11 protein-coding genes, 1 other RNA gene and 1 pseudogene are annotated in these 17,597 nt (G+C 42.1%); 11 read left to right on the top strand and 2 right to left on the bottom strand.

What is annotated here, in order from left to right; translation table 11 throughout:
• Positions 1-18: 18 nt before the first annotated feature.
• The gene (gene rsmI / locus BXO88_RS07950; RefSeq protein ID WP_078037206.1) at positions 19-870 is read right to left on the bottom strand and encodes a 16S rRNA (cytidine(1402)-2'-O)-methyltransferase; all 852 of its coding nucleotides are present in this window, start codon (positions 868-870) and stop codon (positions 19-21) included.
• A gap of 244 nt (positions 871-1,114) precedes the next feature.
• On the opposite strand from rsmI, the gene BXO88_RS07945 reads away from it, so the two are divergent.
• The 4 genes from BXO88_RS07945 to BXO88_RS07930 all read left to right on the top strand — a co-directional run bounded on the left by BXO88_RS07945 (position 1,115) and on the right by BXO88_RS07930 (position 5,699).
• A complete protein-coding gene (locus BXO88_RS07945) occupies positions 1,115-1,660 on the top strand; it encodes a hypothetical protein (protein ID WP_078037205.1) in 546 nt (181 codons plus the stop codon).
• A gap of 276 nt (positions 1,661-1,936) precedes the next feature.
• Positions 1,937-4,015: a methionine--tRNA ligase gene (gene metG, locus BXO88_RS07940; protein WP_078037204.1), complete on the top strand. Its 2,079-nt coding sequence runs from the start codon at positions 1,937-1,939 to the stop codon at positions 4,013-4,015.
• Between the two features lie 17 nt (positions 4,016-4,032).
• Positions 4,033-4,812, top strand: a complete 780-nt coding sequence (locus tag BXO88_RS07935) for a TraX family protein (RefSeq protein WP_078037203.1) — start codon at positions 4,033-4,035, stop codon at positions 4,810-4,812.
• Positions 4,809-5,699 carry a TatD family hydrolase gene (locus tag BXO88_RS07930; RefSeq protein ID WP_078037202.1) on the top strand — a complete coding sequence of 297 codons (891 nt, stop codon included), beginning with the start codon at positions 4,809-4,811 and terminating at the stop codon, positions 5,697-5,699. Before BXO88_RS07935 ends, BXO88_RS07930 begins: the two co-directional genes overlap by 4 nt.
• A 104-nt stretch (positions 5,700-5,803) precedes the next feature.
• Here BXO88_RS07930 and ffs read toward each other — a convergent pair.
• Positions 5,804-5,902: signal recognition particle sRNA small type (gene ffs, locus BXO88_RS07925), an RNA gene on the bottom strand.
• A 153-nt stretch (positions 5,903-6,055) separates the two neighbouring features.
• Here ffs and BXO88_RS07920 point away from each other — a divergent pair.
• The 7 genes and pseudogenes from BXO88_RS07920 (at position 6,056) to BXO88_RS07885 (ending at position 17,561) form a co-directional block, all read left to right on the top strand.
• Positions 6,056-7,801: an MBOAT family O-acyltransferase gene (locus BXO88_RS07920; RefSeq protein WP_078037201.1), complete on the top strand. Its 1,746-nt coding sequence runs from the start codon at positions 6,056-6,058 to the stop codon at positions 7,799-7,801.
• Between the two features lie 24 nt (positions 7,802-7,825).
• Entirely contained in the window at positions 7,826-9,535 is a 1,710-nt protein-coding gene (locus tag BXO88_RS07915) for a DHHW family protein (RefSeq protein ID WP_078037200.1), read from the top strand.
• 178 nt (positions 9,536-9,713) lie between these two features.
• Positions 9,714-11,009 (top strand): UDP-N-acetylglucosamine 1-carboxyvinyltransferase, encoded by a 1,296-nt coding sequence (locus BXO88_RS07910; protein ID WP_078037199.1) that lies wholly within the window; start codon positions 9,714-9,716, stop codon positions 11,007-11,009.
• Between the two features lie 199 nt (positions 11,010-11,208).
• A pseudogene (adhE, locus tag BXO88_RS07905) lies at positions 11,209-13,809 on the top strand (bifunctional acetaldehyde-CoA/alcohol dehydrogenase); the annotation flags it as partial.
• Between the two features lie 464 nt (positions 13,810-14,273).
• Complete coding sequence (gene gdhA, locus BXO88_RS07900; RefSeq protein WP_078037196.1) at positions 14,274-15,608, top strand: NADP-specific glutamate dehydrogenase; 1,335 nt, start codon at positions 14,274-14,276, stop codon at positions 15,606-15,608.
• A gap of 110 nt (positions 15,609-15,718) precedes the next feature.
• On the top strand, positions 15,719-16,615 hold the full coding sequence (locus tag BXO88_RS07895) for a DUF3881 family protein (protein ID WP_078037195.1): 897 nt from the start codon (positions 15,719-15,721) through the stop codon (positions 16,613-16,615).
• Positions 16,616-16,910: 295 nt separating this feature from the next.
• Positions 16,911-17,561, top strand: coding sequence for an amino acid ABC transporter permease (locus BXO88_RS07885; protein WP_330395109.1), 651 nt, complete (start codon positions 16,911-16,913; stop codon positions 17,559-17,561).
• Positions 17,562-17,597: the final 36 nt, after the last annotated feature.

The raw sequence follows: 17,597 nt of genomic DNA, 5'->3' as shown, positions 1-17,597 counted from the left end.
TTTAATTTTAAGTATTTATCAGGTTTTTAACTGGGTATATATATCACGTTTTGACACTCCGCGATCCTTTGCCACAGCCTTCATGGCATCCTTTTCAGATAGACCCTGTTTGAGATAATGCTCCATATGTTCCTCCAGCGGCATCTCGTTCCAGTTTGCCTCCGATTCAGCTGCTATGTCAGAGGGATCACGCCCTTCGATGACAAGTACATATTCTCCTCTGGGATCTTCAGTTTCGTATTTTGCTACGGCTTCGCCGATGGTGATCCTGATGGCTTCCTCATGTTTTTTTGTCAGTTCACGGCATAAGGAGATGCGGCGGTCATCCCCAAGAGTCTTTGAAAGATCCTTAAGAGTGGCCTTTAATTTGTGCGGAGCTTCATAGAGGATCATGGTACGTGTCTCGGTGCGAAGCTCTTCCAGTATCCTTGCTCTCTCTTTTTTATCTGCTTTTTCTGTAGGGAGAAATGCCTCAAACGCGAATCTTCTGGTGGGAAGGGCGGATATGGTCAATGCTGTGATCGCAGCAGCGGGACCAGGAAGTGAAGTGATGGTGATGCCGGCTTCAGCAGCCTGATGAACAAGTTCCTCGCCCGGATCGGATATGCATGGTGTTCCGGCATCTGTGATTATGGCAACATTTTTACCGTTTAGCATATCATTTACAAGGGCTTTTGCCTTGTCGTATTTGTTAAACTCATGATATGCAGTCATGGGAGTGTGGATGTCGAAATGATTTAAAAGCTTTATAGAATTTCTGGTATCTTCAGCGGCTATGATATCTACCGATTTAAGACAGTTTATGACTCTGAAGGTGATGTCTTCCAGATTTCCGATGGGTGTTGCGCACACATATAGTGTTCCTGCCATAGTTTTTTCTCCTATAATATAAGAATCTCTAAAGAATAGAGTAACAAGCATAAATACCTTTTAAGCATAGCACATAAACTAGGATTTTTTTGCGTAAAGATTAAGATTTACGCACTGTACTTGAAATTGCAATAAAGCTTTGATATATTACAGTCTGTATTTTTTGAGAGGCTCGAAAGGGTCTTTCATTTTATATTGTAAAAAAGATATAAATATTAATCGGTTTGTTTGAGGAGATTAATTTATGAAAAAGTTTATTGCTATGATTATGCTTGCAGCTACAGTGCTTGCTGTTGTTGGTTGTGGTAGTAAGTCAAAGAATGATAGAGAGTCAGCTAAGACAGAGACGGCACCGGATGGAAGTGTTGTTCAGGAGACTACAATGGAGGAAACAAATCCTGAAAACGGTCTTCCTCTTTCAAAGCAGCCGGATCCTAATGCACCGATTTATGATACAGTTGTTGTTTACGCTATAGTTAATCAGAAGATGTCACAGGTCATGGATTCTGTAGACGAGCTTACAGAGCAGTCACTGCTTGATAAGCTTATTGAGCTCGGAACAGTAGGTGCCTCAACAAAGCTTGTAAGCTTTGAGACAGAGGAGACCGGTGAGACTCAGGAAGCTGGACCTGGTGCAGAGGCATCTACAATTGCCATCAAGAAGGGTACACTTGTACTCAGTGATTTTTCAGCAGGTGAGGGTCTTGATGAGGAGACTGCAAAGCAGGCTGTGGCTGATACATTCACACTTAACTTTGAACTTTCAGGCTGTGATGTTACAATTCAGTAAATAAAGATAAAGCTCGCAGAGGCATCCCAATAAGGGGTGCCTCTTTTCACGTTTCTACGAGCGATCTATTTTAATAATAGCGCGACAGCGCGAAATCGAATCCACTAAGTGGGTGAGATTGCAAAGAACATGGACCATACCCGCACCTCCGGATGGCCAAACTTGCTTTTTAAGGATTCATAATTTATATTTATAAAGTTAAGGCATTGATGTGCATGACACATTAAATAATATGATCAGGCCGCCTTCCATTAGGGCTGCCGGAAAGAGTGAATTATGGAAAAGAAACCGTACTATATTACTACAGCCATTGCTTATGCATCAGGAAAGCCACATATCGGAAATACATATGAGATCGTACTTGCAGATGCAATTGCTCGTTATAAAAGATTTCAGGGCTATGATGTAAGATTCCAGACAGGAACAGATGAGCATGGTCAGAAGATCGAGTTAAAGGCTGAGGCTGCAGGAATTACACCAAAGCAGTATGTTGACAATACAGCAGGTGAGATAAAGACAATCTGGGATCTTATGAATACTTCCTATGATAAGTTCATCCGTACAACTGATGAGTATCATGAGAAGCAGGTTCAGAAGATGTTCAAGAAGATGTATGACAAGGGTGACATCTATAAGTCTGAGTACGAAGGATGGTATTGTACACCTTGTGAGTCATTCTGGACTGATTCTCAGCTCGTGGATGGAAAGTGTCCTGACTGTGGAAGAGATGTGGAGAAGGCACGTGAAGAAGCATATTTCTTCAAGATGAGCAAGTATGCTGACCGTCTTATGAAGCACATAGAAGAGCATCCGGAGTTCATTCAGCCTGTTTCACGTAAGAATGAGATGGTAAACAATTTCCTTAAGCCGGGTCTTCAGGATCTCTGTGTATCCAGAACATCCTTTAAGTGGGGAATTCCTGTAGATTTTGATCCTAAGCATGTGGTTTACGTATGGCTTGATGCCCTTACAAACTATATTACAGGTCTCGGATATGATGTAGATGGTAACAATGATGCCATGTTCGCAAATTACTGGCCATGTGACCTTCATCTTATAGGAAAGGATATCATTCGTTTCCATACACTTTACTGGCCTATCTTCCTTATGAGCCTTGATCTTCCGCTTCCTAAGCAGGTATTCGGTCATCCTTGGCTTCTTACCGCAGCAGGTAAGTCACAGGAAGGGATAAAGATGTCAAAGTCCAGAGGAAATGTGATCTATGCCGATGATCTTGCAAGACTTTTCGGTGTAGATGCAGTACGTTTCTTCGTTATCCATGAGATGCCTTTCGAAAATGACGGTGTTATTTCATGGGAGCTTATGGTAGAGCGTTACAATTCAATGCTTGCCAATATTCTCGGAAATCTCGTAAAGCGTACGATCTCCATGTCAAACAAGTATTTTGACGGAGTGGTAGAGAACAAGGGTGTGGTCGAGCCTGTTGATGAGGATCTCAAGAATGTTATCCTCAATGCCGTAAAGACAGCAACAGAGAAGATGGATCAGCTCAGAGTAGCCGATGCCCTTACAGCTGTATTTGATATTTTCCGCAGATCCAATAAGTATATCGATGAGACAGAGCCATGGGTTCTTTCAAAGGATCCAGAGAAGGCTGATCGACTTAAGACAGTTATGTATAATCTCACAGAGGCTCTCAATATCGGTGCATCTATGCTTGAAAGCTTTATGCCTGAGACAGCCGGGTCTATCCTTAAGGAGATCAATGCTGAGAAGCGTGAGCTTTCAGATATGGATAAGTGGGGACTTTTCAAGTCAGGAACAAAGGTTACAGCAGAGCCTGCAACACTTTTCGAGCGTAAAAAGGAAGAGGATGTTATGCAGGAGGTAGAGAAGATCGAGGCTGCTCAGATCGCTGCTTTTGAAGCTTCACAGGCAAAGGAGAACGGTGGAGAGGATACTTCCTCAGAAACATCCGATACATCAGAAGGTGACGGAATGCCAGAAGATATAGATGAGAACGGTGACTGTCTCCCTGATACAAGGATCGCTGATTTTGAAAAGAAGCCAGAGATTACTTATGATGATTTTGATAAGATCGAGTTCCGTGTGGGAAAGATCCTTCATGCAGAAGAGGTAAAGAAGTCAAAGAAGCTTCTTAAGTTCAAGGTACAGGTGGGATCAGAGACACGTACCATTCTGAGCGGTATCAAGAAGGCTTATAATCCTGAAGACCTTGTAGGAAAGCGTGTGATGATCGTAGCGAACCTTGCACCTCGTGCAATAGCAGGAGAGGAATCACAGGGAATGATCATAGCTGCAGAAGATAATGATGGAAATATCGCTCTTATGACACCTATGAGCAAGATGCCATCAGGTTCTATCATCTGCTGATAAAAGATAGTTGGATTATGGCAACTTATCATAGTGTACTCAACAGTAAAAAAAAGAATATCGGTATTTCCGGTGGGACACTGAAGTTTATGGCTGCTTTAATGATGACCGCATATTATTTTGCGGTCGTCATTATCCAGAATGGTAAGCTCTATGGATATGTAGATGAGTATTATCAGATGGCAATAGCCACCGAAGAAGGTGCCAGATGGCTTAAGCTATTCGATATTCTCATAACATTCCGTCATTTCAGTTTTCCGTTCTTTGCTTTTCTTTTGGTGGAAGGTTTTATAAACACCTCCAATTTCTGGAGATATTTCCTTAGAGTTTTTATTTTTGCGATCATTTCCGAGGTTCCATTTGATCTCTGCATGTACAATGAGACTTACAACTGGGAATTGCAGAATCCGATGTTCACATTGGCTATTTCTCTTTTGGCGATGCATTTCATGTATAAGTGGAGAAAGAATATGGTTTTGAAATGGCTGACAGTCATAGTCACTGCAGTGATAGCCTATTTTGGCCATTTTCAGTTCGGACTGTATGGTGTGCTGAGCATCGCGCTCATGTACAACTTCCATAAAGAAAAGATATTACAGATTGGAAGCGGTGTACTGGTGACGGCATTGGGAACTTTGTCTTCATATTTCCTTCCGGTACTATGCTTCATACCTATCTGGTTCTATGACGGAGAGAGAGGAAGCTTCAATCCTAAGTGGTTGTATTATATCTATTATCCGCTTCATCTTTCGGTGTTTTATATGATGATTTATATTGGAGCAATGATTACCGTATGATAGATGTAACACGAATTTTTGATACGCATGCCCATCTCAATGATGAAAGCTTTTCAGAAGACAGGGACACTCTTATAAAGGGGCTGGAAGCTTCAGGAGTAACAGCTTTTACAGAGATAGGATATGATATGTCTTCGAGCCGTATGGCACTGGAGCTTGCAGAGAAGTATGCCAATGTTTATGCGGCGGTCGGGTTCCATCCGGATCACAGTGATGTTTTAAAGGATGAAGACATTGACGAAATACGTGAGATGGTGGAAAAAGACAGGGCAGGATGTGCAAACGGAGATTTCACTGCGGGGCGCAGGATCGTTGCTATAGGTGAGATAGGACTGGATTACCACTACACCAGAGACGGTATCATAGCAACTGCTCAAAAGGCGGGAAAGGAGCCGGACCCGGATGCTCTTTCAGGAGCTGATCCGGATCCTGAGATTCAGAAGGATACCTTCAGGCGTATGCTGAAGCTCGCTGCTGAGCTTGAGATGCCTATAAATGTACATTCCCGTGATGCTGCCAGGGAAACATACGATATGATCGTTTCTGAGGGAGGATATAAAAACGGAGGAATCATACATTGCTTCGGCTATTCCCTTGAGATGGCAAAGCTTTATGCGAAACTTGGGATGTGCGTAGGGATCGGCGGAGTAGTTACTTTCAAGAATTCAAAGAAGATCAAAGAGGTAGCAGAAGCTCTTCCATTGGAAAATATTGTTCTGGAAACGGACTGTCCATATATGGCGCCTGTTCCTCTCAGAGGAACACGGAATGATCCTAGAAATCTAATATATGTTGCAGAAAAGATAGCCGAGATTAAGGGTATGAAGACTGAGGATGTAATACGCATCACTACTGAGAATGCCAAAAGAGTTTACAGGATCCCGTGACATATATTTGAGAAGATCTTTTATCTACGATACAGAAAAAGCGACTGTTACATCGCATGGAACGTGTAATAGTCGCTTTTAAATTTAAATAAAAATACCCCGGAGTTGAATAGGTGTATCCACGTCACATGGGAGGATCCTCTTAGTGCTGCTACGTTCCCGTCCTGACACGATTCGAGGGACCCATTGCGTGGGGCCCAGACAACTCCGAAGCAAGTGAAGTATACATGAAAAAAGGTAAAATGGCAATAGCTAACATGCTGTGGTATAATGAAGCCATTATATTGAGGTATGTGCTTGGTTGACCGCAATCTTTAGTGATTGTGAGTTGGTTTTATTGAATAGGTTCACAGAATATGAGTTTTACAAGTCTGTTTTTTGTGACGGTCTTCTTTCCTGTGTTTCTGGTGGTTTATTACATATTACAGGGGATGAGGGCCAAAAATGCATGGCTGCTTATAGGATCGCTGGTTTTCTATGCTTTTAGCGGGATAAACTGTCTGATCCTTATACTTGTTATGGCAGCATTTGCATGGATAATCGGAAGGATGATTCAGGCTGCTGTTGACAGAGCGGAATGCGAGTCTCCGGATCATCAGGCCGGAGATGAGGAATTTATGAATCCTACAGCTCAGGATGCCTATGAAAAGAATCATAAAATAGCAAGGATATGGCTTTTTTTAGGTGTTTTGGTACTAAGTGCTGTCCTTATGGGATTTAAGTACAGTAATTTTCTTTTAAATGAATTTGATGTATCTGCTCAGGATGAAATTAAAGAAGGCATCATAAGACTGGGTATGCCTCTTGGTTTATCGTTTTATACATTTAAGCTTATAAGCTATGTAGCAGATGTTTACAGGGGACGGGTAAAAGCAGGAAGCTTTTTTGATGTCATGCTTTATACTGTCATATTTCATCAGGTGACACAGGGACCTATAGTCAGGTACGATGAGATGGTCTCGCAGTTCACTGAAAGAAGTGTTTCTTATGATGGAGTATCAGACGGTATCTGGAGATTCAGTATCGGTCTTGCAAAAAAGACACTGATGGCTGATCATTGCGGAAAGCTTGCCGATGCGTTTCTGCCGCTTGCAGGAAGCGGAGAATACTCTGTATTTGGGGCATATGCAGGTTCTTTATGTTATATGTTGCAGATCTATCTGGATTTTTCCGCTTATTCTGACATGGCGCTGGGGCTTGGTCAGATGATAGGCTTTAAGTATCCGGAAAACTTTAATTATCCATATGTTGCTGTTTCCGTAAGAGATTTCTGGAGAAGATGGCATATATCACTCAGCAGTTTTTTTAGAGATTATGTTTATATTCCGTTAGGTGGAAGCCGAGTTAGATTTTCGAGGATACTGCTTAATCTTCTGGTTGTATGGATACTGACGGGCATTTGGCATGGTGCGAGCCTGAATTTTATCCTGTGGGGAATCTACTTCTATATCTTTATAGTGTTGGAAAATCTCATAAAGAAATACGGTGAAAAGCTCAAGCTGGATCGTATAAATGGTGCCCTTTCGGAGACTTTATTGCATATTTACACATTAGCGGTAGTGTTTTTTGGCTGGGTTTTGTTTAGGATCTCTGACTTTGCAAAGCTATCAGAAGTATTGAGAGCTATGCTTTTTAGAAGTGAAAGAGCTCTTTACAGTACCTCAGAAATACTGACCTTTCGTGGAAATATTTATTTTCTGATTTTGGCCGTGACGGTATGTACACCTGCATGGAAGAATCTGGGAAACCTGTTGAGTGAAAGACTCAATCACAGCTTCATAAGGGAAGCGCGCGAAATAACAAATCTGGCTAATGAGAGCTCGTTATATGAGCAGGAGGTCACCAAGGATCAGGTGCTGGTGGAGAAGTATGCCCAGAGCAACAGTGATATCCTTAATGAGGTAAGGCAGCAGGATACGGAAAATCACCAGCGTATGATCAATCGTCTTGAGAACAGGCTAAAAAAGAGAAAAAGTGAAAGAACAAAACTGGAAATAGTATATTACGGAGTCCGTATGGTACTGATGCTCATATTCCTTTATATTTCTATTTTGTCCATGGTAGGAGCCAGCTATACACCGTTTTTATATAACCAGTTCTGATTCTTTGGGTCGATATTTATAAAAATGATTGAAGAAAATGAAAAGAAGGAAAATAGAATAGGTGCATCAGAAGACTTTGAAATAATCAGAAAGCTGGCAAGCTCTCTGAATGTAGGGGATACTTCCGGTGCAATAGAGGGTAATGGTGAGGGAATTACGGAGACTGAATCTGAAGAAAGCATAGTTTCGGATACTATAGGGGCTGATGCAGAAGGAGACATAGCTAATGATTCTATAGAGTTTCAGGAAAATGAAACCATAGTTGAAGAATCTACGGAAAATAATGCAGAAAATATTCCGGTTGAAGTCTTTTCAAGTGAAAACAGGGAAACTGAATGCAAAAACGGGACTGAGTCAGTTGAGCATGAAGAAAAGACTATAAAAAGTTATGGTGCTTTGTTTATGACAGGAACCTCCCTTGCTCTTTTTGCTGGCATTTTTCTGGTAGGTACGTTTGCGACCAGACCTGTTTATTCAGAGTCGGAGAAACGAACACTTGCAAAGAAACCTGAGTTCAGTATGATCGGGGCTATGAATGGAAGCTATTTCACGGAATTGGATAAGTGGTTTTCAGACACATTTCCATTTAAGGAAGAGTTACTGAATATGGAATCGAAGCTGGAATCCTTTTACGGTGCCGGAGGTGAATCATATTATGGTAACAAATCTGATATCGTAGAGGATACTGTACCTGAAAACTCTGAAACCCTGGCACCTATTGTGGAGTTGAAGCCCAGGGAGCAGGAACAGAAGGAGACCGAGGATATATATCAGTCGCTGGTGGAAACAAATGCTGACGGAACACTCAAGGTGGATACCGAACCAAAAGAGAAAGTGGATGTCACGGGAGAGCAGGCAGGAAATATTTATGTCAGCAATAATAAGGCATACGAGATCTTCTATTATAATCAGGGTGGTTCCGTGAAGTATGCTTCAGTACTGAACACGGTAAAGTCCATGCTTCCGGATAGTAATGTATATGACATACTTGTTCCAAATAGTTTTGGAGTGGAGCTGGATCCTTCTTTGCAGGAGGAGCTGGGATCAGGAAATATGCAGGATGTGTTCAATTACATTTTCAGTATGATGGATCCGAATATTCACAGGCTATCTGTATTTGATACCCTATATGCTCACAGGGATGAGTATGTTTTCTTTAATACAGACCATCACTGGACAGGACTCGGAGCCTATTACGCTTACAGAGAATTCTGCAAGGAAAAGGGCATAACTCCTCATGAGCTCGGTGATTTTAAGTATGTTGATTACAGTGGATTTTACGGGACTTTTTATTTTGCAACAAATCGTAATGAGTCGCTTAAATCGAATCCTGACCATGTTGAAGCCTGGATCCCTATGGGAACAAATGAAATAGTTGCTGTTGATGAAAATGGACTGACATACAATGCGAATGTTATAAATGATGTTACGGAGTCAAATGCAGGAAGAAAGTACAACTGCTTTTTAAAGGGCGATAATGCTTTTACCACCATTAAGAATCCTGAGATAAAGGATGGATCAAGCTGCGTAGTTATAAAAGAATCCTATGGCAATGCTTTTGTACCGTTTCTTGTGGATCATTATGAAGATGTATATGTTGTGGATTATCGTTATTACAAAGATAATCTTACCCAGTTCATCTTGGATAACAAAATACAGGATGTTATTTTTGTGAACAATGTTCAGGCTATAACGGAGAAGGTTTCTGATGAAATACTCAGTATATTTTCATGAAATAATTGTTCATTAAAATTTAATAGACTTGATGAACTTACTGTGTCACAATACATCAGCATGAGGATTTGTCATAAGGCAGTTGCAAAAATGGCATCCTTCAATTATAATCTCTAAGATTATGTAAAAAGGTTTAGTGCGCTCTTTTGCAGATTTGTGCACTGACTCAAGGAGATATATGGAACAGTTTATCATGAAAGGTGGAAAACCGCTGAAGGGCGAAGTCGTTATCGGCGGGGCAAAAAATGCCGCATTAGGCATTATTGCCGGAGCACTTTTAACAGATGACAATGTTACAATAGAAAATCTGCCGGATGTACGTGATATTAACGTTATGCTGGAAGCGCTCAAGGAAGTTGGAGCTACTGTAAAACGTATTGACCGCCACACTGCCGTAATTAATGCTGCTGATGTGCAGGACGTTTCAATCGATGATGAGTATATCCGAAAGATAAGAGCATCATACTATTTTATTGGTGCATTGCTTGGAAAATATCATAAAGCGATAGTCCCTCTTCCGGGGGGATGCGCTATCGGATCAAGACCGATAGATCAGCATATTAAGGGATTCAGGGCCCTTGGAACAAATGTTGAGATCAAAAACGGATGTGTTCAGGCTGAAGCACCGGATGGACTCAAGGCTGCACACATCTATCTGGATGTGGTTTCTGTAGGAGCGACCATAAACATTATGCTTGCTTCTGTTCTCGCAGAGGGCAGAACCATAGTAGAGAATGTGGCAAAGGAGCCGCATATAGTAGATGTAGCGAATTTCCTGAATTCTATGGGCGCTAACATAAAGGGTGCAGGTACAGATACTATTCGAATCAAAGGCGTAAAGAAGCTGCATGGAACAACATATGCGGTAATTCCTGATCAGATAGAAGCAGGAACCTTCATGTGTGCAGCAGCGGCAACAAGAGGAGATGTTCTTATCAAGAATGTTATCCCGAAGCATCTTGAGTCTATTTCTGCAAAGCTTCTGGAGATGGGTAATACGATTTACGAGTATGATGAGGCTATACGTGTTATAGGTGCTGATGTTCAGCATCCGACAGATGTAAAGACGCTTCCTTACCCGGGATTTCCGACAGACATGCAGCCGCAGATGGCAGTGACTCTGGCTCTTGCAGAGGGTACATCTGTTGTGATCGAGTCCATATTTGAAAACAGATTCAAATATGTCGATGAGCTTGCGAGAATGGGCTCCAATATCAAGGTTGAGGGTAATGTCTCTGTCATAGACGGAGTCAAGGGCTTTACAGGTGCAAGTGTCAATGCACTGGATCTTAGAGCCGGAGCTGCGCTTGTTATAGCCGGCCTTTGTGCTGAAGGAATTACTATTGTAAATGAAATAGGCTATATCCAGAGAGGATATGAACATTTTGACAAGAAGCTTCAGACTTTGGGCGCAGATATCGCTATGGTTGATTCTGATCGTGCGATTCAGAAGTTCAAGCTTAGAGTCGGTTGATTAAGAGTATTACAAGAGATTGATGATCAGTTCATCAGTCTCTTTTTTTATGCAGTAGATTGACAAAAAAATGTCAATAATATATTGACAATAAATTATCAAAGGCATATACTAGCGATATCGGAATTGATAAAAAAATAACGAAGTCAAACAAGCCCGATTATTTCATTTTTTGTTGCCACAGAAAAGAGGAAATCACATGAGTAAATTAAAGAATCCGGTAATCGTAAAGGATATGGAAACTCTGGAAGCCAAGATACAGGTGGTTCGTGAGGCTCAGGAGAAGTATGCTTCCTACAGCCAGGAGCAGGTAGATAAGATTTTTAACGCAGCAGCCACAGCAGCTAATCAGATGCGCATACAGCTTGCACAGATGGCTGTTGAAGAGACCGGGATGGGTGTAGTAGAGGATAAGGTCATCAAGAACAACTATGCGGCAGAATATATCTACAATAAATATAAGAACGAAAAGACCTGTGGAGTCATAGATTCGGATCCAGCTTTCGGAACAAAGACCGTGGCAGAGCCGCTTGGACTCATCGCTGCAGTTATTCCTACAACAAATCCGACATCCACTGCTATTTTTAAGACTTTGCTCTGTCTGAAGACTAGAAACGGAATCATCATAAGCCCGCACCCGAGAGCGAAGAAGTGCACAAGCCTCGCTGCAAAGATCGTACTTGATGCGGCGGTAGCAGCAGGAGCTCCGGAGAACATCATCGGATGGATAGATGAGCCTTCACTTGAGATGACATCCGAGATCATGCGTTCAGCAGACTGTATACTTGCTACAGGTGGTCCCGGAATGGTAAATGCAGCTTATTCATCAGGAACACCGGCGCTTGGAGTAGGTGCAGGAAACAATCCATGTATCATAGATTCTTCAGCTGACATAGAGAGTGCTGTTTCATCTATTCTCCACTCCAAGACATTTGATAATGGTATGATCTGCGCTTCAGAGCAGTCAGTGACTGTTGTTGCCGACATTTACGATAAGGTCAAGAAGGAATTCGAGCTGAGAGGCGCATATTTCCTCAACAAAGAGGAGCGTGAGAAAGTAGGAAAGACCATCATTATCAACGGCTCCCTAAATGCAAAGATCGTAGGTCAGCCCGCATGGAAGATAGCTGAGCTTGCAGGTGTTAAGATTCCTCATGACAAGAAGGTCATCATCGGAGAGGTTTCCGACAACACAAAGGCAGAGCCTTTTGCACATGAAAAGCTGTCTCCGGTTCTCGGAATGTACAAGGCAAAGGATTTCGATGCAGCCATCAGGAATGCGGAGATCCTCCTTATGGATGGAGGTCCGGGACACACAGCTTCTCTTTTTATCGACCCTCGTGAGACTGAAAAGATACATAAGCACGCAGTTGCCATGCATGCCTGCAGAATACTTCATAACATGCCTTCTTCCCACGGCGGTATAGGTGACCTCTACAACTTTAAGGTTACTCCTTCACTCACACTGGGATGCGGTTCTTACGGCGGAAACTCTGTTTCAGAGAACGTAGGTATCAAGCATCTTTTGAATTACAAGACAGTTGCAGAGAGGAGAGAGAACATGCTTTGGTTCAGAACACCTGAGAAGGTTTATTTCAAGAAGGGATGTATGCCTGTTGCTCTGAATGAGCTAAAGGAGGTATATGACAAGAAGAAGGTATTTATCGTAACAGACTCCTTCCTTGATTCAGCAGGTTATATCAAGCCTATTACAGATAAGCTTCATGAGCTTGGAATAGATTACAGGGTATTCTCACATGTACAGCCGGATCCGACTCTTGCCAATGCTGTAGAGGGTGCTGAGCAGATGTCCCGTTACAATCCGGATACCATCATCGCCTTCGGCGGCGGATCTGCAATGGACGCAGGAAAGATCATGTGGGTTCTTTATGAGCATCCTGAGGTTAAGTTCCAGGATATGGCTATGCGTTATATAGATATCAGAAAGAAGGTTTATCAGTTCCCCAAGATGGGCACAAAGGCGCTTTTTGTAGCTATTCCTACATCATCAGGAACTGGTTCCGAGGTGACACCTTTTGCGGTTATCACAGATCAGGAGACAGGCACAAAGTATCCTATCACTGATTATGAGCTACTTCCAAACATCGCAATCGTGGATACGGATAATATGATGACACAGCCTAGAGGACTCACAGCAGCATCGGGTATCGACGTACTGGTACATTCGCTTGAGGCATATGCAAGTATGATGGCAACACCGTATACAGACGGTCTTGCTCTTCAGGCTATGAAGAGAGTATTTGATTATCTTCCGACAGCCTATAACGAGCCTACAAATATCAAAGCACGTGATGAGATGGCCAATGCTTCATGCATGGCAGGTATGGCCTTTGCCAATGCTTTCCTCGGAATCTGTCACTCCATGGCACATAAGCTCGGAGCATATCATCATATTCCGCACGGACTTGCCAATGCGCTTCTTCTTAATGAGGTAATAAGATACAACTCTTCAGAGCATCCGGAAAAGATGGGTACATTCCCACAGTATGAGTATCCTCATACGCTTAAAAGATATGCAGAATGTGCACGATTTGTAGGCATTAACGAGGCAGACGACAAGAAGGCCGTAGACAAGCTCTGTGACAAGATAACTGAGCTTAAGAAGACAGTCGGAGTAAAGGAAAGAATACAGGATTATAATGTTACGGAAGAGGATTTCCTCAAGACTCTGGATGAGATGAGCGTTAATGCTTTTGATGATCAGTGTACAGGTGCGAACCCTCGTTATCCGCTGATTTCAGATCTCAAGGAAATGTATAAGCTTGCATTCTACGGAAAGAAGTATGAGAAGAATGAAAAGACTCCGATTGAGATAATGGACTGTGTTAAAGAGTATACAGAATAAGACTACAGGATGATGGACCTGATTTGGATATTTAACCTTAGAGATAGTATAGAGTAAAAAGGATCCGGGAATGCAGGTTGTGTTCCCGGATCCGGTTAAAAGACGTGAACCTTGTGGCAGCAAGTTCATATAAAGGAAGATGTGAAAGGATCATAGAACTTTCACATCTTCTTATTTTTAATGGTAAATGCGTGAGATCACCCGAATAATACGCAGTGATATACAATTTAGGCATATCTATTATTTTATATTTACTCAAAAGTTATGACGTGATATAGTGGCTGTGTTAATCACAGAGATTCGGAGCCAATGGGGGCGCCTTTCAGGAAAGAGGGCGTAGTCTGTCCTGGCATCCGGATTTTTTTATTAATAAACGTTTCCTGAAGGAGGAAAATCTTATGTCTTATGTTGCAGAAGTATTTGAAAATTTAAAGGCTAAACATCCAAATGAGCCGGAGTTCCTTGAGGCTGCTGAGAGAATTCTCAACTCTCTTGATCCTATCGTAGAGAAGAACGAAGATCTTTACAGAAAGAATGCTCTTCTTGAGAGATTTGTAGAGCCTGAGAGAATCGTTTCTTTCAGAGTACCTTGGACTGATGACAAGGGAGTTAACCATGTAAATCTCGGATACAGAGTACAGTTCAATTCAGCAATCGGACCATACAAGGGCGGTCTTCGTTTCCATCCTTCAGTTACACAGTCAATTCTTAAGTTCCTCGGTATGGAGCAGATCCTGAAGAATTCCCTTACAGGTCTTCCTATCGGCGGAGGTAAGGGTGGTTCTGATTTTGATCCTCATGGCAAGTCAGATGCAGAGGTTATGCGTTTCTGCCAGAGCTTCATGACAGAGCTTTTCAAGTATATCGGAAAAGATACAGATGTTCCTGCCGGTGATATCGGTGTAGGCGGACGTGAGGTGGGATATCTTTACGGACAGTATAAGAGACTTACAGGTCTTTACGAGGGTGTTCTTACAGGTAAGGGCCTTTCTTTCGGCGGCTCTCTTGCGAGACCTGAAGCTACAGGATACGGTCTTGTTTACATAACAGATGAGATGGTAAAGGCTGTAGGAAAGACTCTTCAGGGTACAACCATTGTTGTATCAGGTTCAGGAAATGTTGCTCAGTATGCTATCCAGAAGGCTACACAGCTTGGTGCAAAGGTAGTTACATGTTCTGATTCAAACGGATACATCTACGATCCAAACGGAATCGACTTTGATGTACTCGTACAGATCAAGCAGGTGGAGAGAGCAAGAATCAGCGAGTATGCTAAGCGCGTACCTGGTTCAGAGTACCATGAGGGTGAGAAGCCATGGGGTGTTAAGTGTGATATCGCTCTTCCTTGTGCAACACAGAATGAGATCAACGGAGAGGCAGCAAAGACTCTTCTTGCGAACGGATGCTGGGCTGTAGCAGAGGGTGCAAATATGCCATCTGATTCAGATGCTATCGATGCTTACCTTGCAGCAAAGATTCTTTACATGCCTGCCAAGGCTTCAAATGCCGGTGGTGTTGCGGTTTCCGCACTTGAGATGTCTCAGAACTCAGAGAGACTCAGCTGGACCTTTGAAGAGGTTGACGGTAAGCTCAAGGATATCATGACAAACATCTATAAAAATGTTGCTGCAGCAGCAAAGAAGTACGGTCATGAGGGTGATTTCGTAGTAGGTGCCAATATCGCAGGTTTCGAGAAGGTTGCCGATGCTATGCTCAGCCAGGGACTTGTATAAGTGATTGCATTTAATAAGTGGTTATAGTAAGATACGGGAGTCAGGTGGTCTTTCCACCTGACTTTCGTTGATTTAATACAGAGGTTTGCATAGACAGTAAAGAGGTATTCATGCATAAATTTCTGAGAACAATCGGTTTTTCTAAAATTCAAACAGATATGCAGCTGGAGCCGCTTATAGAACGTGCTGTAAATGAAAAGAATAAAACATTGGTCATAAACGGCACCGATGGTTCGGTTATAGAACAGTATCAGCTTCCTGTAGCTCCATCCATGGGAATCGCTGTGGTTGGTGAGAGAACCGGCGACGGAGTATTCCACAGGAACTATTATTTCCCATATATGCAGTCTTATGACGGAACACTGACAGAAGCAGGATCCGTGGAGAGACATCTGGAGAAAGAGACCTATGCGGGAGTTCTGGAGGATTTCAGATCCGGTATAACACTTATTTTTTATCTGACAAATTCAGTTCAGCTTCGTGAGCTTGTAAAGATGCAGATGCATGTGAAAGCCCGTCAGGCATTTCTCACAGGTCTTGCAAGCGAGGGTAAGATACTTCTTCCTATAGAAAAGAAGGAAGATGTAGAGACACGTAAGAGCAGGAGTAATGAACGTAAAAGTCTGGTGGAAGCAGCACGTCAGGGTGACCAGGAGGCTATCAATATACTTACAGAGACAGACATCAATATGTTCAATGAAGCTCAGCATCGGCTTTTGACTGAGGATCTGTACTCTATAGTAGAGACGAGCTTTATGCCCACAGGGGTTGAATGTGATATCTATTCCATTCTTGGTGAAATAGTATCCCTCAGGGTGAAGGAAAATGTCTATACGCATGAAAATGTGGTGGATATGAAGATCAACTGTAACGATTGTATTTTCCATGTTGCCATCAATGAATCTGACCTAGAAGGTGTTCCTGCAGTGGGAAGAAGATTCAAGGGTAAGATATGGATGCAGGGAAATCTTGAATTCGTGGAAGATGAGAAAGAGAATGAAGAATGATCCGTAGTTTCCGTAAGGATCGAAGGAAGTTATTCTTTATTTTGTATGACAGCTTAAGGAGAGATATGCAGATTCTTTATCGGTATAGTAAGGGGACTGTATGTTTTCTCTGGGAGCTGTTTTTTTATTGCGGTCAGTTTAGTGATTTATCATTGCATCTGGCTAAAGCGTTTTGTATAATCAAAAAATGTTACCGGAAAGTTATTAGAAAATCCAATTGCTCAGGGTTTTTGATGAATTTTAATTTTCGCAATAGGATTAAAGACTTTCAAATATATTAATCGGAGGAATCACTGTGTCAATTTCACAGATTATTTTGGAATTATTTGAAGGACTACTGGTATCGGTTCAGATTTTTGCGATCACTTTGCTGTTCAGTCTTCCGCTGGGACTAGTTGTAGCATTGGGACGCATGTCAAAGAACAGTACAGTAAGCGGCATTACAAAAGTGTACATTTCAATCATGCGCGGTACGCCGCTTATGCTTCAGCTCTTTGTGGTATATTACGGACCTTATTATCTGTTTAATATCAAGCTGAATCCTACCTATAGAAACATGGCAGTGTATATAGGCTTTATAATAAATTATGCAGCCTATTTTGCCGAGATCTACAGGTCGGGAATACAGTCTATGCCGGTTGGGCAATATGAAGCTGCGGACATACTTGGATATAGTAAGGTTCAGACATTTTTCAGCATCATCATGCCTCAGGTTATCAAGCGTATACTTCCATCTGTTACAAACGAAGTTATAACATTAGTAAAGGACACATCCCTTGCCTTTTCGATTTCTGTTATGGAGATGTTTACAAAGGCAAAGGCGCTGTCATCCAGCCAGACTTCCATGACTCCTCTTATAGTTGCAGGTGTTTTCTATTATGTGTTCAATTTTATAGTTGCTTATATGATGGAAAAGGCAGAGAAGAAGCTGGATTACTATAAATAAAAGCGGTATTTCCAGTTTTTGGATGTACACCGGCAT

It is taken from the genome of Oribacterium sp. C9 (assembly GCF_002007235.1).
In the GTDB taxonomy this organism is placed as follows: Bacteria; Bacillota; Clostridia; order Lachnospirales; family Lachnospiraceae; genus Oribacterium.
Note: the sequence above shows the minus strand (reverse complement) of the source record. Positions and strands in the feature narration are given on the sequence as shown.

Coding starts and splice junctions, on each gene's coding strand:
- rsmI (WP_078037206.1), bottom strand. CDS start 870: ATGGCAGGAACACTATATGTGTGCGCAACACCCATCGGAAATCTGGAA.
- BXO88_RS07945 (WP_078037205.1), top strand. CDS start 1,115: ATGAAAAAGTTTATTGCTATGATTATGCTTGCAGCTACAGTGCTTGCT.
- metG (WP_078037204.1), top strand. CDS start 1,937: ATGGAAAAGAAACCGTACTATATTACTACAGCCATTGCTTATGCATCA.
- BXO88_RS07935 (WP_078037203.1), top strand. CDS start 4,033: ATGGCAACTTATCATAGTGTACTCAACAGTAAAAAAAAGAATATCGGT.
- BXO88_RS07930 (WP_078037202.1), top strand. CDS start 4,809: ATGATAGATGTAACACGAATTTTTGATACGCATGCCCATCTCAATGAT.
- BXO88_RS07920 (WP_078037201.1), top strand. CDS start 6,056: ATGAGTTTTACAAGTCTGTTTTTTGTGACGGTCTTCTTTCCTGTGTTT.
- BXO88_RS07915 (WP_078037200.1), top strand. CDS start 7,826: ATGATTGAAGAAAATGAAAAGAAGGAAAATAGAATAGGTGCATCAGAA.
- BXO88_RS07910 (WP_078037199.1), top strand. CDS start 9,714: ATGGAACAGTTTATCATGAAAGGTGGAAAACCGCTGAAGGGCGAAGTC.
- gdhA (WP_078037196.1), top strand. CDS start 14,274: ATGTCTTATGTTGCAGAAGTATTTGAAAATTTAAAGGCTAAACATCCA.
- BXO88_RS07895 (WP_078037195.1), top strand. CDS start 15,719: ATGCATAAATTTCTGAGAACAATCGGTTTTTCTAAAATTCAAACAGAT.